This is a genomic window from Shigella sp. FC1567 (genome assembly GCF_001743015.1).
Lineage (GTDB): Bacteria > Pseudomonadota > Gammaproteobacteria > Enterobacterales > Enterobacteriaceae > Escherichia > Escherichia coli.
Window position 1 is genome coordinate 1 of sequence record NZ_MIIV01000005.1, and the last position, 14,424, is coordinate 14,424.

Annotated in this window: 12 protein-coding genes and 6 pseudogenes; 8 read left to right on the forward strand and 10 right to left on the reverse strand. The window is 47.2% G+C overall.

Annotation, left to right across the window (positions count from 1 at the left end; genetic code table 11):
- The 3 genes and pseudogenes from BHE85_RS00365 to BHE85_RS00375 form a co-directional block, all read left to right on the forward strand.
- On the forward strand, positions 1-196 hold a 196-nt coding region (locus BHE85_RS00365), incomplete at its 5' end, for an IS3 family transposase (protein WP_139286454.1).
- 43 nt (positions 197-239) lie between these two features.
- Positions 240-773: pseudogene (locus BHE85_RS00370) on the forward strand (phage tail protein); the annotation flags it as partial.
- The gene (locus BHE85_RS00375; protein WP_000930006.1) at positions 742-1,305 is read left to right on the forward strand and encodes a tail fiber assembly protein; all 564 of its coding nucleotides are present in this window, start codon (positions 742-744) and stop codon (positions 1,303-1,305) included. The pseudogene BHE85_RS00370 and the gene BHE85_RS00375, both read left to right, overlap by 32 nt.
- Positions 1,306-1,333: 28 nt before the next feature.
- On the opposite strand, the gene BHE85_RS00380 is transcribed toward BHE85_RS00375, so the two are convergent.
- On the reverse strand, positions 1,334-1,867 hold the full coding sequence (locus tag BHE85_RS00380; RefSeq protein ID WP_000972155.1) for a tail fiber assembly protein: 534 nt from the start codon (positions 1,865-1,867) through the stop codon (positions 1,334-1,336).
- 2 nt (positions 1,868-1,869) lie between these two features.
- Positions 1,870-2,580: pseudogene (locus BHE85_RS27100) on the reverse strand (phage tail protein); the annotation flags it as partial.
- Between the two features lie 65 nt (positions 2,581-2,645).
- Between BHE85_RS27100 and BHE85_RS00395 the strand changes: the two are divergent.
- On the forward strand, positions 2,646-3,245 hold the full coding sequence (locus tag BHE85_RS00395; RefSeq protein ID WP_000905061.1) for a recombinase family protein: 600 nt from the start codon (positions 2,646-2,648) through the stop codon (positions 3,243-3,245).
- Between the two features lie 28 nt (positions 3,246-3,273).
- Here the strand turns inward: BHE85_RS00395 and BHE85_RS00400 are convergent, their stop codons facing one another.
- From BHE85_RS00400 to BHE85_RS00425, 6 genes and pseudogenes are all read right to left on the reverse strand, one after another.
- Positions 3,274-3,762: a phage tail protein gene (locus tag BHE85_RS00400; protein ID WP_000979945.1), complete on the reverse strand. Its 489-nt coding sequence runs from the start codon at positions 3,760-3,762 to the stop codon at positions 3,274-3,276.
- A gap of 12 nt (positions 3,763-3,774) precedes the next feature.
- Positions 3,775-6,582: a phage tail tape measure protein gene (locus tag BHE85_RS00405; protein ID WP_000853439.1), complete on the reverse strand. Its 2,808-nt coding sequence runs from the start codon at positions 6,580-6,582 to the stop codon at positions 3,775-3,777.
- 40 nt (positions 6,583-6,622) lie between these two features.
- Positions 6,623-6,724, reverse strand: a pseudogene (locus BHE85_RS00410) (GpE family phage tail protein); the annotation flags it as partial.
- Positions 6,725-6,732: 8 nt separating this feature from the next.
- Entirely contained in the window at positions 6,733-7,107 is a 375-nt protein-coding gene (locus BHE85_RS00415) for a hypothetical protein (RefSeq protein ID WP_000651580.1), read from the reverse strand.
- A 55-nt stretch (positions 7,108-7,162) separates the two neighbouring features.
- Positions 7,163-7,673, reverse strand: a pseudogene (locus tag BHE85_RS00420) (phage major tail tube protein).
- Entirely contained in the window at positions 7,673-8,857 is a 1,185-nt protein-coding gene (locus BHE85_RS00425) for a phage tail sheath subtilisin-like domain-containing protein (protein WP_000005374.1), read from the reverse strand. The pseudogene BHE85_RS00420 and the gene BHE85_RS00425 overlap by 1 nt, the downstream one beginning before the upstream one ends.
- A gap of 157 nt (positions 8,858-9,014) precedes the next feature.
- On the opposite strand from BHE85_RS00425, the gene BHE85_RS28310 reads away from it, so the two are divergent.
- Positions 9,015-9,137 carry a hypothetical protein gene (locus BHE85_RS28310; RefSeq protein ID WP_000132763.1) on the forward strand — a complete coding sequence of 41 codons (123 nt, stop codon included), beginning with the start codon at positions 9,015-9,017 and terminating at the stop codon, positions 9,135-9,137.
- Positions 9,138-9,270: 133 nt separating this feature from the next.
- Here the strand turns inward: BHE85_RS28310 and BHE85_RS28315 are convergent.
- Positions 9,271-9,363: pseudogene (locus tag BHE85_RS28315) on the reverse strand (hypothetical protein); the annotation flags it as partial.
- Here BHE85_RS28315 and BHE85_RS00430 point away from each other — a divergent pair.
- From BHE85_RS00430 to BHE85_RS00440, 3 genes are all read left to right on the forward strand, one after another.
- The gene (locus BHE85_RS00430) at positions 9,324-10,124 is read left to right on the forward strand and encodes a contractile injection system protein, VgrG/Pvc8 family (RefSeq protein ID WP_370737466.1); all 801 of its coding nucleotides are present in this window, start codon (positions 9,324-9,326) and stop codon (positions 10,122-10,124) included. The pseudogene BHE85_RS28315 and the gene BHE85_RS00430 overlap by 40 nt on opposite strands.
- A gap of 248 nt (positions 10,125-10,372) precedes the next feature.
- Positions 10,373-13,492 carry an MFS transporter gene (locus BHE85_RS00435; RefSeq protein ID WP_039064111.1) on the forward strand — a complete coding sequence of 1,040 codons (3,120 nt, stop codon included), beginning with the start codon at positions 10,373-10,375 and terminating at the stop codon, positions 13,490-13,492.
- Between the two features lie 135 nt (positions 13,493-13,627).
- A complete protein-coding gene (locus tag BHE85_RS00440) occupies positions 13,628-13,864 on the forward strand; it encodes an Ogr/Delta-like zinc finger protein (RefSeq protein ID WP_032324284.1) in 237 nt (78 codons plus the stop codon).
- Here BHE85_RS00440 and BHE85_RS00445 read toward each other — a convergent pair.
- Positions 13,835-14,424, reverse strand: a pseudogene (locus BHE85_RS00445) (IS3-like element IS2 family transposase); the annotation flags it as partial. The gene BHE85_RS00440 and the pseudogene BHE85_RS00445 overlap by 30 nt on opposite strands.

Genomic DNA, 14,424 nt, shown 5'->3' on the forward strand with positions numbered 1-14,424 from the left:
CATCAATGGTCTTTACAAAGCGGAGGTAATACACCGTAAGAGCTGGAAAAACCGTGCAGAAGTGGAACTGGCCACACTCACGTGGGTGGACTGGTATAATAATCGACGATTGCTGGAAAGGCTGGGCCACATCCCTCCGGCAGAAGCAGAAAAAGCTTATTATGCTTCCATCGGAAACGATGATCTGGCAGCCTGAGTTCACAGATAAAACACTCTCCAGGAAACCCGGGGCGGTTCACTCTATTGTTCTTGGTGATAATGACACCGGATTTAAACAGAATGGAGACGGTATTCTGGATGTTTATGCTAATAGTCAGCGTGTATTCCGCTTTCAGAATGGAGTGGCTATTGCTTTTAAAAATATTCAGGCCGGGGATGGTAAAAAATTCACGCTATCCAGCTCCAACAACTCCACAAAGAATGCAACGTTTAATTTATGGGGTGCTTCAACCCGTCCAGTAGTTGCAGAGTTAGGCAATGAGGCAGGATGGCATTTCTATAGCCAGCGAAATACAGATAACTCGGTAATATTTTCTGTTAACGGTCAGATACAGCCCAGCAACTGGGGGAATTTTGATTCACGCTATGTAAAAGATGTTCGCCTGGGTACGCGTGTTGTTCAATTGATGGCGCGTGGTGGTCGTTATGAAAAAGCCGGACACGCAATTACCGGATTAAGAATCATTGGTGAAGTAGATGGCGATGATGAAGCCATCTTCAGACCAATACAAAAATACATCAATGGCACATGGTATAACGTCGCACAGGTGTAAATTATGCAGCATATTAAAAAATATTAAGTCCGGAAATCCAAAAACAAAAGAACAATATCAGCTAACAAAGAATTTTGATGTTATCTGGTTATGGTCCGAAGACGGTAAAAACTGGTATGAGGAAGTAAATAACTTTCAGGACGACACCATAAAGATTGTATACGACGAAAATAATATTATTGTTGCCATAACCAAAGATGCCCCAACGCTTAATCCCGAAGGCTTTAGTGTCGTTGAGATTCCAGATATAACAGCCAATCGTCGTGCCGATGATTCAGGGAAGTGGATGTTTAAGGACGGAACTGTGGTTAAGCGGATTTATACAGCAGACGAACAGCAACAACAGGCCGAATCACAAAAGGTCGCGTTGCTTTCTGAAGCTGAAAGCGTTATTCAGCCACTGGAACGCGCTGTCAGGCTGAATATGGCGATGGATGAGGAACGCACACGACTGGAGTCATGGGAACGCTACAGCGTTCTGGTCAGCCGTGTGGATACAGCAAATCCCGAATGGCCACAAAAGCCTGAGTAAAAATTAAGGCCCAATATCGGGCCTTCTCTCATTCTGGTTGTTCGGGAAACGTTACTGGCAGGCTGGAGGTGTCTGTAGATTCGACTTTCTGCGCATAGAGCATCCACTCGGTTAATTTTTGTTTATTCTCGTCGGAAATGATGCCCAGTCGTAGCTGTGAGTCCCATAGCTGGGTTTTATCCCTGACAAGTTGCAACAGGCTTTGCTTTTCATTTTCCGCTTGTTGCCTCTGCTCTTCCTCGGTATAAGTTCGCTTTATCACTACGCCATCTTTGAACAACCATTTCCCCGAAATATCAGCCCGGCGATTTGCTGTAATATCAGGTAATTCAACGACGCTTGCGCCTTCCGGATTAATTGCTGAAACATCCTTTTCAATACAAATAATAACGCCGTTATGGTAATAGACCATTTTCAAAGTGTCTGGCTGGAAATTCTTTTGTTCCTCATACCAGTTTTTTCCATCATCTGAATAAAGCCATTTGATGTTAAATTGCTTTGTTAGCTGGTATTGCTCTTTTGTTTTAGGGTTGCCAGCAGTAATGTTTTTTAAGTGCATCATCGTTAAATACTCCCCGCGTTATACCACGTCCCATTAATGCAATACTGAATTGGCCTTGCCTGTGTTGTATCAATTAATTCATCACGGTTTCCGTTAACTGAACCCGTAACGACATAACCTGACCTGTCAGACCAGCCGGGACCATTCCATGTCTGAACAGATGACAGACCGCCAAGGCGAATACCTGTAATAAACCTTGAGTTACATTCTGCCCGCGTATATGCACCAACATCTCCCGCTGAAGGTTTTCGTGTCGTGGTATAGAAATCTGACCAACCTAATTCAACCCCATAACCATCACGAGCCGACCTGTAGGAAATGCCACCATTTTTATAATTCACACGGAATTGTACGGCAGGACAGCTACCAGCATTTATATTAAAGTGAAGAATTAATGCAGATGCACCACCAATCAGGGCGTTATATGCACCACTATCCCAATTCCATCCAACGGATGTATCACCATTAACAGTATTACCTGTTTGTCGGAGTGCAAATGCATTGACATTTTTGGCACTAATTGAGATATCGCTAGAACCATCAAAACCAACTCCAGCAATTTTTCGTGCTGTTTTCAGCTTTGTTGCAGTAGCGGCATTGCCGGACAGTTCCCCAGAAAGGCCACCGCTGAATGTTTGTCGATTGGTCCAGGTATTCGCTGTACTGAGTAACGGTATTTTCTCCCCGCTTGTGCCGAGTTCTCGTAAACCGAGGTTTTAAATAATGGCCGTTTCTGGCCTGCATGGCATGATTTGCGCTTTTGGACGGGAGATTCAGTGTGCTGATTGGCTATGTAAGGGTATCAACAAATGACCAGAATACAGACCTGCAACGAAACGCTCTTGTTTGTGCAGGATGTGAACAAATATTTGAAGATAAATTAAGCGGGACAAAGACAGACCGACCGGGATTAAAACGCGCTTTAAAGCGCCTTCAAAAAGGTGACACGCTGGTTGTCTGGAAACTGGATCGCCTCGGGCGAAGCATGAAACATCTGATTTCTCTCGTCGGGGAACTACGGGAGCGAGGGATTAATTTTCGCAGTCTGACCGACAGCATAGACACATCTTCTCCAATGGGGCGTTTTTTCTTCCACGTGATGGGTGCCCTGGCTGAAATGGAACGTGAATTAATTGTTGAACGTACACTGGCCGGGCTGGCGGCAGCGCGCGCAAGGGGGCGCACAGGCGGACGTCGACCGAAGCTGACAAAAGAACAGCATGAGCAAATAGCAAGGCTAATCAAAAACGGGCACGACAGAAAACAACTGGCAATAATTTACGGCATTGGCACATCGACGATTTATCGTTATCACCCTGTAGGCGATATACAGACTGAAGAAACAACCGGGCAGACTCAGGAAAATGAAAACCGCTAATCTGACCATTAGCGGTTTTTGTGTTAAATCAGAACAGCCCTTTAACTGAACTGGCCGCGCTGTTAAGAGATGATGTCACCTTATCTTTGAAGCCGGACAGCATATCACTGAACGATGAGGATTGCAGGCGCTCCCGCAAATCCTCATCACAGCGTTCAAGAGTCAGTGAAAATTCTATCTTTTTCGCCTTACCGTAGCGATCAAACTCGGAGCGGGTCGTATTCGTTTCAGTCAGGACATACATGCCGTAAATCTGCCCGACGCCATCAATCAAAGGCCAGGGTCGTCCTGTATACGCCTGCGTAGTCAGCAGCGACAGCGACACTTCGCCACCTGTAATTTCAGGATAAAGCACACCAGAAAGAACGATGCGATCATCACCTGCACCGATATACTGCCAGCTTGCTGAACGGTTAACGCGTTCATTTTTCACATGCCGCCAGCTTTTGTTTTGCTGTAACTGCTGATGCGGCAGCGTGCGCAGCTCAAAAACAAACATGCCGTAGATCATCATCATGGCCATGACTCCTCAATCTTTATCGTAAAAACAGCCACGCCCGGCACGGGCGCGCCGTTCCATTTCTGCCCTGACCATTTCACCGACCAGTTTCGCCAGTTCGCGGGGATTCTGCGTAACAACGTTATGCAGATGAACATGAATTTCACCACCAAATCCGAAGGCAACAGGCTCCCGGTTACGGGAAGTTACAGGAACTGATGCCACTGGAGATCGTATAGCCTCCGCCACCGGGCGGGAGCTGGCCGCAACAACAGGGACCAGCGCCGGAGGCAGCGGAGCCGGAACCACGGGTGTGATATTAATTGCGGGGGCAGGCTTACTGACCTGCGCAATCTTCCGCTCCTGCCACTCCCCACGAACAGCAAGTGCTCGGGGCAGGTTTTTAAAGACAATATCGCCGGGGCCAATGCGTTTTTTCGTCTCCTCAACCAGCTTACCTGTGTTATCAGCAATTTTGCTGAGTCTGCGCAGCGTACCGGTATTGCTGTCTGTGAGCGGTTTATTGTCTTTGGGGTTATCACCTCCGGTGCCATTGCCATTTTCCACAGGCTTCGGCGGATTGATTTTCGCCAGATCCCCCTGAAGCAAGGCAACCTTGTCCTGAAGAATGGCCGCACGCTGTGCGTCTTCGATTTTCTTGCGCGCCCTTTCCGCTTCATCCGGAAGCACACCAAGCTTTTCAAGTATCCACGCCAGCGTATCCAGCAACATTTTTGCAGGTGTCAGAACAAGTTGTAACGCACCGCCAAGAACGTTACCGAATATCTCGCCAGCACTGGTACATTTATCCAGAGTTTCCTTGCTGGACTCCATCGGTGACAGCAGCGATTTAAACCAGTTAAACACCTGGCTGATCCCACTCCCGATTGCGTCAAAAACAGGACCAAACCGTTCAAAGGTTTCGCGCAACGGGGTCAGCCTTTCCATAATCCCGCTGAACACCCCGGCAAAAAATGCCCTGATGGGATCCCAGTATTTCCAGATAAGAACGGCAGCTCCGGCAAGCGCAGCCACGATAAGACCAACCGGACTGAACAACGCCCCGATAGCGCCTCCCAGTAAAGAAACGGAACCCGTCACCATTCCCCATAGTGCTGGCAGAACCCTGACAGCATTCATTGATCCGGTCAGGAGGGAAAAACCAAGACGCAGTTTTGCCAGCGGGCCAGCAAGCACACCAATAGCCAGCGACAACGAGCCAACCGTTGCAGTCATTGCCAGCAATGCACCGCCTGCAATCAGTAGCTGGCGCGTCAGTGCGGGATGGGCCTGCGCCAGCGCCGTCACCTTTGATACCACACGCGTGAGCCACTGCGTGACAGAACGCAGCGGACCGTCAATCAGATCTGCAATGCGGATGCGCAACCCTTCCCATGCACTGCTGAGTGATTTCAGATCGCCGTCAAGGTTGTTGGCCATAACCTTTGCCGTGCGTTCAGCCTCACCGCGCGCGCCTTCAAGTTCTTTTCTCAGTTTGGGTAAGGAGCCGTCACCTGCCGCATCAACGAGGGCCATAAATGATGTGAAAGCCTCTTCTCCGGCAATGTCCTTAAAGAACGATACCCGGTCAACTTCCCCGTATTTGCGGGTAGCTTTATAAAGGTCAGCCAGCACATCCTCCATCGGGCGCATTTTGCCCCCGGCATCCGAGACAGACACGCCAAGCTCTTTCAGCGCCTCTGCTGCCGCCTTTGGCGGTGATGCCAGACGAGCCAGGCTGGCACGCATTGCCGTACCAGCATCACTCCCCCTGATACCCATATTCGCCAGCACGCCCGCCATCGCTGCGGCCTGCTCCAGAGATATTCCCAGCTTACCCGCCACCGGACCTGCATATTTCATGGTTTCACCCAGTGCGCGAAGGTCAGTGTTGGTACGGGTAAACGCTGCGGTGAGTGTGTCGCCGACCCGGTCCATCTGGTCAGCAGAAAGACCGAACTGCGTCAGAATATTTGAGCCAATATCCGCCGTCTCACCGAGGTCCATACCGCCAGCCGTTGCCATGCTCAGTACGCCAGGGAGCGCAGCCTGAATGGCCTGTGGTGTAAAGCCAGCCATTGCAAGAAATGCCTGTCCACTGGCGGCATCGCCTGCGGTGAACTGCGTTTCAGAGCCAAGTTTTAACGCCTGCTCACGCAGCGCCTTAAACTGCGGGCTGTTCTGGTCGATTCGCGTCAGTGCCTGAACGCGGGACATCTCTTTGCCGAACCCGATCGCAGGCTGCAAAAAACGCCCGGCAGCATAGCCGCCCGCCGCTGCCGCACCAATTGCCAGCGCACCACCTGTTTTCAGTTTTCCCGCTGTTTCCTGCGCGCGCGAATACCGCTCACGCGCCCGTGTTACACGCGCAAGCGCCTGCCGTTCGCGTTCAAGCTGGTTGTTGTACTGTTCGGTGCGTCTGATGGCCTGCTGGATGGTGTTATCGCTGCCTGTCAGGGAAATGCCGTGGCGTTTCAGCTCTCCGCCAAGCTCCCGCATTTTCTGAATTTCCCGTGTGCGCGATTCATTCAGGCGTTCAAGCCGGGTGCTTAACTGCTGCATCAGCTTTTGTTGTTTTTCGCTGAGCACTGTACCCGTGCGTTGTAACTGATTAAGGGCGTTAAGCTGGCGTCGTGCTTTCACGATGCCAGCATCCGCTTTACTGACAGCGTCACGGGCGCGCTCAAATGATCGCGCCTGACGCTCGAGATTTTTGATCGCCCCCTGCGTTCGCTGGATGGAGTCACCAAACTGCCCCATCAGGCGGCGGGCGTTTTCGGCAGGCCGGGTCAGCCTGTCAACGGCGCTGAAAGCGACCCGGATATCAAGAGTCTTCATTGTCTGCATTCCCGCTACGAAGTGCCGCCCGCTCACGTCAGCTAACCACTTCGCCGGGCGTCATCATGAAGATTTCGGCGGGCGACCAGTTAAAAATGGCGGCAATATCCGCCACCAGATCTTCGATGTGCTCAAAGCACACCAGGGTGATTACGCTGCCGTCTCCTGCACGCTCTTCGCGCCAGAGTCTGGCTCGCTCATAAAATTTACAGCCACAGCGCACAACTGAATAAAATCGCGTGACGACATTTTTTTAATCATCACTTCATCCAGTCGTGGCGAGGTCACGCGAGGCAACAGCGTGAACATGGTATCCGCTTTCAGATTCAGCACATCAGACAGCGACAGACCACGCAGGGATCCAGCCTGCTCAATAGCCCCGGTGATCTCCACATACGTGATTTTTTCGCCACCACGCTCAATTGGTCGGGTCAGTTTTACGCCACGTTCGACAGCCATATCCTCAACTGCCGTCACATTATCCGCCACGGTGTTATTCCGGGTTTCAGTATCGATGTCTTTCATCTGTTGTCTCCTTTTCAGTCAGAGGCGACGCACTGCGCCGCCAGCATATTACTTATCAGCCAAGCCCAAGCGCGGAACGGATGCGATCGGGCACAATGTCCTTGCCGTCCTTCCGGTAAATGAAGTTCAGCAGGTCAATCTCCCACAACGGGCGATCGTTAACACTCAGCTTGTAGTAGGTGTTTTAATGGCGTAAGTGTGTGATGTGGCTTCGCCCTGTTTGGCTTCCCCCATATCAATTTCCGTCACACGTCCGCGCATTTCGACTTCATACAGGTCGCTTTCTGCATCGGTGTAGTATTCACCCGCAAAACGCAGCAGCGTGCCGTCAATCGTGCCGCCATACTTAAGGAACAGCTCACGAACTGCGCCCCCATGACAAAGCTCGCATCAAGCGCGGAGTCGTCCAGACCGAGATCAATACTTACCGCACCCATCATGCCACCACCCCGGTAGCTGTCGGTTTTGCGCGTCAGCTTAGGCAGAGTGACGGACGTCACATTACCCACTTCGTTTTCACCATCCACAAACAGCGTAAAAAAGCGAAGATGTTTTGGCACAGCCATCAGGCACCTCCCAGCACCGCAAATGCGGGTTCAAAGTATTCATCAGTAAACGTCTGGTAAAGCTCCATGTCTTCCAGTGGCGGAACGGGCGTATATTTGTAGCGAATACGCACACGTCCCTGACGTAAATCCGTGGTGCTGTTATCCACCACGTCATACCAGCACTCCGCGCCAATCAGTTTCCCGGCAGTCACCAGTGAATCCAGTTTTGCCCTGATGGCACTGATAACATCCTTCACATTCGCAGGCGTCAGTGGACTGTCGATGGTTTCAAACTGCGCTTCCGCAATTGAATCAGCCAGCACCTGTGCGGTTCGGGTATACACCTCAAAGATGTAGGCGTTCGTTTCCGGTGTGCGGTTACCCCAGAAGCGGAACCCGTTGCGACGAATAATGGTCGTGATTTCTTTGTTGTTGAGGCTGTTGGCATCGCTGTCTTCGGCCTGCAACGACCAGAACACATGCCTCGACATCCCCAGCACATTTTTAACCGGAACGTTGGACAGCGATTTGTGCCATCCCTGTTCATGGTCAATGTACGCACGAAGGCCGCACGCATAGGCAGGCGCGGGGAACGTTTCGTTTTTGCCATTTTTCGGGTTGTAGGCGATGAAGTCCGGCCATAAGAGCATCACCTCACGTTCGTTGAATTTCTGGCGGTAGGTAATTGCCTCGGCCATCGTGTTACAGCCATGACATGAGGCATACACAAACGCGCGCAGTTTATCTGCAATCACGCACAGGGATTTTGTTACCGCCTCCGTGTCCAGCTCCGGCGCGGCCAGAATACGCGGACGGTATCCGATGCTTTCATCCTGCTCTGCAACAAGCAGCGCATACATCCCCGTATAGCTGCCGTCATCCTCAGAACCACCGATAACCAGTTGATCCTGCGTCTTTCCGTCTTCTTCTTTGTGTTCAGCCACGCGAACGACGATCACCTTTGTGCTCACCTGGTCTGCGATGGCCTTAAGCGCACGATAAAGCGTCCCCGTTGTCCCGCATTTTCCCAGCACGTCATTGACGCGGGTCAGCAGTGTGGGCTTGTTCAGCGGGAACAGCTTCGCGTCCGCATCATCCGCCGTTGCCACGATACCGATAACGCTGGAATCAACATCGTTAATCGCTGTTACCAGGTCGGTATTCTCCGTAACACGGGCACCATGAAAACGAGTTTCACTCATAGCTTCAGCCCCTTGTATCCGTTAAATGATTCAGCAACAATCATCACCCACCACGCGCGTAATCTCACCCCTGCGCCGTTCTCCCGCCACGGCGACAACAAAAAGCAGTAACCCCCTCCGCACGCACATGCGACCATGCCGCACAGGGAGGGAGCAGATGACCGACACCACCATGCAATTGCTCAGTCAGGGCACGGCCCCCGTGAAAATGCCGGATTTTGATATTCTCTCGGAGGGTAAAACGCTGTCAGGCGTGGCGGAGCGCCTGATGAGCCTGTAACTGACCGACAACCGGGGATTTGAGGCGGACCAGCTCACCATCACGCTGGATGATGCGGATGGTCAGTTGCAGCTACCGCCACGGGGCGCGCGTCTGACGGTTCTCATTGGCTGGAAAGGGGAACCGCTGACAGAAAAAGGCACTTACATTGTTGATGAAATCGCTCACGAAGGACCGCCGGACAGGCTGACTGTTTCAGCCAGAAGCGCAGATTTTCGGGATGAATTTAACGTTAAACGTGAGGTGTCCTGGCATGATGTGACCGTTGAGCGTGTGGTATCCGCCATCACTCATCGGTACGGTCTGAAACCGCAAATCAGCGAAATGCTGATGGATATCGAAATCGACCACGCCGACCAGACCGAAGAAAGCGACATGTCCTTTCTTACGCGCATGGCGGAAATGCTGGGAGCAATCGCCACGGTAAAAAGCGGCAATCTGTTATTCATCATGCCAGGTGGTGGCGTGAACGCACAGGGGCAGCCGTTGCCCTCGTTCGCCATTACACGCAGCAGCGGCGATCGCCATCAGTTCCGCATTGCTGACCGCGAGGCGTATACGGGGGTACGCGCCTACTGGCTTGATCTTAATTACGGGAAAAAGAAAAAAGTCAGCGTGAAACGCCGCAAACCGCCAAAACCCAAAAAGGAGAAAAGCAGCAGTCGGGAAGGCGACTATATGGAAGGTGCGGAAGGCAACGTGTTTGTGTTACGCAAGACTTATCAGAACGAGCAGGCAGCAAGACGCGCAGCGGCGGCAAAGTGGCAGCAGCTACAACGCGGAGCCGCATCATTCTCCATCACGCTGGCGCGTGGTCGTGCAGAACTCTATCCCGAAATGCATGGCACAGTGACAGGCTTTAAAAGCGAGATTGATTATCAGGACTGGACTATTGCAAAAGCCGAGCACACCATTGATAACAGCGGCTTTACCACGCAGCTTGAACTTGAAGCAAAAATCCCGGAATGGATAGCAGAAACAGAATAAATCTCTTAAAAATATTATTTTTGAGATGTGCTTCTACACTGACAGTAAGAACAAAAGATAATGTATCAGCCCACTAGATGTCAGAGGTTGGGGCATCAACCAGATGCTAACAATAATACGGATGTTTTTCCCACATGACAGAGGAAGTCAAGTATAATCTTCACAGTCCATCCCGTCCAAGGGAATATGACTCAATAGTAAAAGTTCCAGTTTAGTTAGTAGACCCACACTTTATAGAAGAGTAATTCATGATTGGACAATTTTTAAGTGCAACAGAGATTTTAGCAAAGAACTATGTTCGTAATAAAATGGTTAAAAATCCATTTTATTCGAATTTAAAATGGAATTTTATTGAAAAAAACATCATAAGATTAACATCCTCACCGGTTAAATCAGTACTTTGCATATCAGCTTTTTCATTTGTACTACTTTATGTTGGATATTTAAACGAATTATTTATAAAAAATAATCTTTTACATTATTTCCCGTTTAGGCATTCATTAACCGAATGGCAAACAACCATTTTAAGTGGCCAATTGACAATTATTGGTATTGTATACCCCCTTGTTATAGGTTTAGTAAGTGTCTTATTCCAAAAAAAGGCAGATAGAAAAATAGCCCAAACTGCTTATCAGCGTTACTCAGGATTCATGCTTGCTGGACTCAGCGGGCTTTTCTTATCAGGATTTATACTTCTCAGTGTACTAATTAAAACTGTCTTTGGAAGTTATCTTTATGGTATAGCTTGTCTAATCAGCATATTATGGCTTTTGATAAACATAGTTCTTTCTATTTGGTTCTTTATCGTGAGTCTTGAAATTCTTGATGATGTAAAACGGCAAATAATTATAAAGCGATACATTGCCTTCGAAATAGTAATGCCCCATATTTGTAACAAAATCTCAGCCAAGCTTAGGTTATACCCTATCTATCAAAAACATAACTATTCAAATTTAGAAATCACGCAAGCCGATTACAAAGGAGAATACATATCTGTGGCTAGCAGTTATTCTAAGGAAGATGAGTTAAGTTTATATCACCGTCCTTTTCAACTTACTCTTAATCTTATTAATTACCAACTAAAAAAGAAGAATCATTTTGCGTCATTTGTCATTGGTGATAATCGTACAAAAGAAACAGAATCCACGGGTAAGATACTTTTTAGCGTTAAAAATATCAAACCAGACAGCTTATTAATAAAAATACTTAAGCAATGTTTTTATAGGGCTCCGATTAAAGGAGGAGATTTTTCCGTAAGTCTTACAATGCAGGCTATAACAGCAGATACGTATATGTATCTGCGGGATTCTGATCTCATTAGTTTTGACAATGCTATCTCTGCATTAATTAATAACTTTAATAATCTCTGCGATTTGTATTTTTTTCAAGATGATAATACCAACAATAACTTCTTACTGATCACTACAGAATTATTTGAACGGAGTTTTCAATATGAGTTTTCAGATGAAGTTTATAAAATATCAAATAATTCCATGGATAAAATTAATCTTTCTGAAAGATTTTTTGAATTATGTCTTTGGAGCGGAGTGCGTATTATCAATAATAGAAAACATCTTATCAGCAATGAACTTTGTATCTATATGGGAATTACTCGTTCACAATGGTCAATATTAACAGAATGGTTCCGAAACAACCAATCACTCTTAAATGCCTCGCTTCGTTCACGTTATAATCGTATATTAAGAACCTATATCACTGTTTGGGAGCAATATCAAGAAAGCATAAACTTTCGTTTCTGCAATACAGAGAATTCAGATTTATTTGAATTATTTTGCAAAACGCAACTACAAGAACTTCCATCGATGATTATTGATGCAACACAGACTCGCGATCCTTCTACTATTGATACAGCCGTCGATCTTATTAACCGATGGCAGCACTCAATGAATATTGACAGCCATTCGGTAGAAAAATACAGTTACAAAGGCCAGCTTTTTAACCCGGTTTTTTTCATATCCAAAAAACTAAACTTCAATTCAGACAGAGAGTGGTTCAATATTGCCATCATAAATGCGTTGACTGACATGCGTATATGCACATGTCTTTATCTGACATCAAGAATCAATACTTCTGACAAACTAATGACACATTACATTAAACTTATTTTAGAGGGTAAACTTATTGACCAAACCGGTGGATATGAAACTCCCACTGAAGAAATTGATAATGCAAGCCAACTAATCAAGATATTAATTAGAATCTGCCTGTGGACATGGTCTGAAAATATGGAGCACAATGGGTGGATGAATAGTTTAGCAAGGCGTTTACGTGACTATGATAAAACAGACATGGTGATGGGCAGAGTTTACAGTAATGTTTTTGACTGTGGATTTATTGATATGGAACAATCATGGGTTCAGCTATTATTAATTTTTTCTAAAAAGAACGATAGCGTATCAAAAGAAATAAAAGAAGCAATAGAAAACAACTATATAACATATCGTGAGAAGCAACGACTCATTGGAGTATTATCAAAAATTTGTAACTCCATCGAATACACTCAAATCAAGCTGACTTTAACATTGGACGATCTCCAAACAAAAAAAGAAAACTTAAGAAAGTTGCTTCAAGAGCATATTAACATGCTAAAGAAAGATCTTGATATGAGACTTCAGGATGCTGCCATAGATGTACATCGACTAGATAGCACTGCACGTAAAACATCAGAACATCTTCGTAAACGCATCAAGAAAACGCTCCCTCTTTCACTTTTCAAATCTATTGATTTTAAGCAGGCTAGCGATTGTTTCACAAAACATAAGATATCTATTAAGATAGATAAAGAACCGTATGCCGAAGGAATAGAATCCATCCCTTATATCAATGAAGGTGATATTCAAGCAGACTTAATTCTCAAGGACATCCAGAGAATAATACTTTCAAATTTATTTAGCACTGGCTGTTCGCAACATACCGTAATAGAAGATTTCAATATGTTGATTGATCACATAAAATCATCTGCTGACTTGGCTGGCAAACTGGTTCTTGTGATGAGTAAAGAGATCTTTCAGCAATATAATCGTATGCTTTTCGATAATCCCAACCTCAGAGAACTAATGAGAAAAAATGATGATGGCTCTATGAACATAACTACTGAATCCGGTACCCGTAAGGTTTACTTCTTACCATTTGTTAATCAACCATTTTCTCTTGTGGTAAAGGATAACTACTTCACTAAATTAATTATTAGAGAATATGATAATAATAAGTTAGTAAATGTCACTTCAGAGAATATCAAAAGTGACTCAGATAAATTCAAGCTAACTCTTAACTATGAGTTGAATATAGTATTTGAAGGAAACGCTGATTTAAAAATAGCTCACTCGCAAAGAGTGACATCAGAATAATATCTTTGACGGCGCTCCTTAGAGTGCCGTTCGTTTATTAACTAATGCTAAAAATCATTATATAGAGAAAGTCATGTTTAAATCTTAGAGAATACAACCTAGAATAGTGTAAGCACTACAATAAGAGAGGTCGCTATGTTCCGTTGTCCGCTTTGTGGCGCATCTGCCCGTATCCGCACCAGTCGTCCGGAAAATGATTCAAACACCGTGAGACAAAAGTATTATCAGTGTAACAATCTAGAATGCGGCGTATGTTTCTCAACACTGGAAGCCTTCCACAAATTCACTTCAAAGCACGCCTCCCCCATTCACTCATCAGAGGGCATCCCGTTGGATTTGCCCCTATATTTCCAGACATCTGTTATCACTTAACCCATTACAAGCCCGCTGCCGCAGATATTCCCGTGGCGAGCGATAACCCAGCGCACTATGCGGATGCCATTCGTTATAATGCTCGAACGCCTCTGCAAGGTTCTTTGCTGCCGTTAACCCGTCTGGTTTGGGCATGATACTGATGTAGTCACGCTTTATCGTTTTCACGAAGCTCTCTGCTATTCCGTTACTCTCCGGACTCCGCACCGCCGTGTTCTTCGGTTCAAGTCCCAACATCCGGGCGAACTGGCGTGTTTCATTAGCCCGGTAGCATGAACCATTATCCGTCAGCCACTCCACTGGAGACGACGGAAGATCGTTGCCGAAGCGGCGTTCCACCGCTCCCAGCATGACGTCCTGTACTGTTTCACTGTTGAAGCCGCCGGTAGTCACCGCCCAGTGCAGTGCCTCACGATCACAGCAGTCCAGCGCGAACGTGACACGCAGTCTCTCTCCGTTATCACAGCAGAACTCGAACCCGTCAGAGCACCATCGCTGATTGCTTTCTTTCACGGCCACTCTGCCTGTATGTGCCCGTTTCGATGGCGGTACAGCAGGTT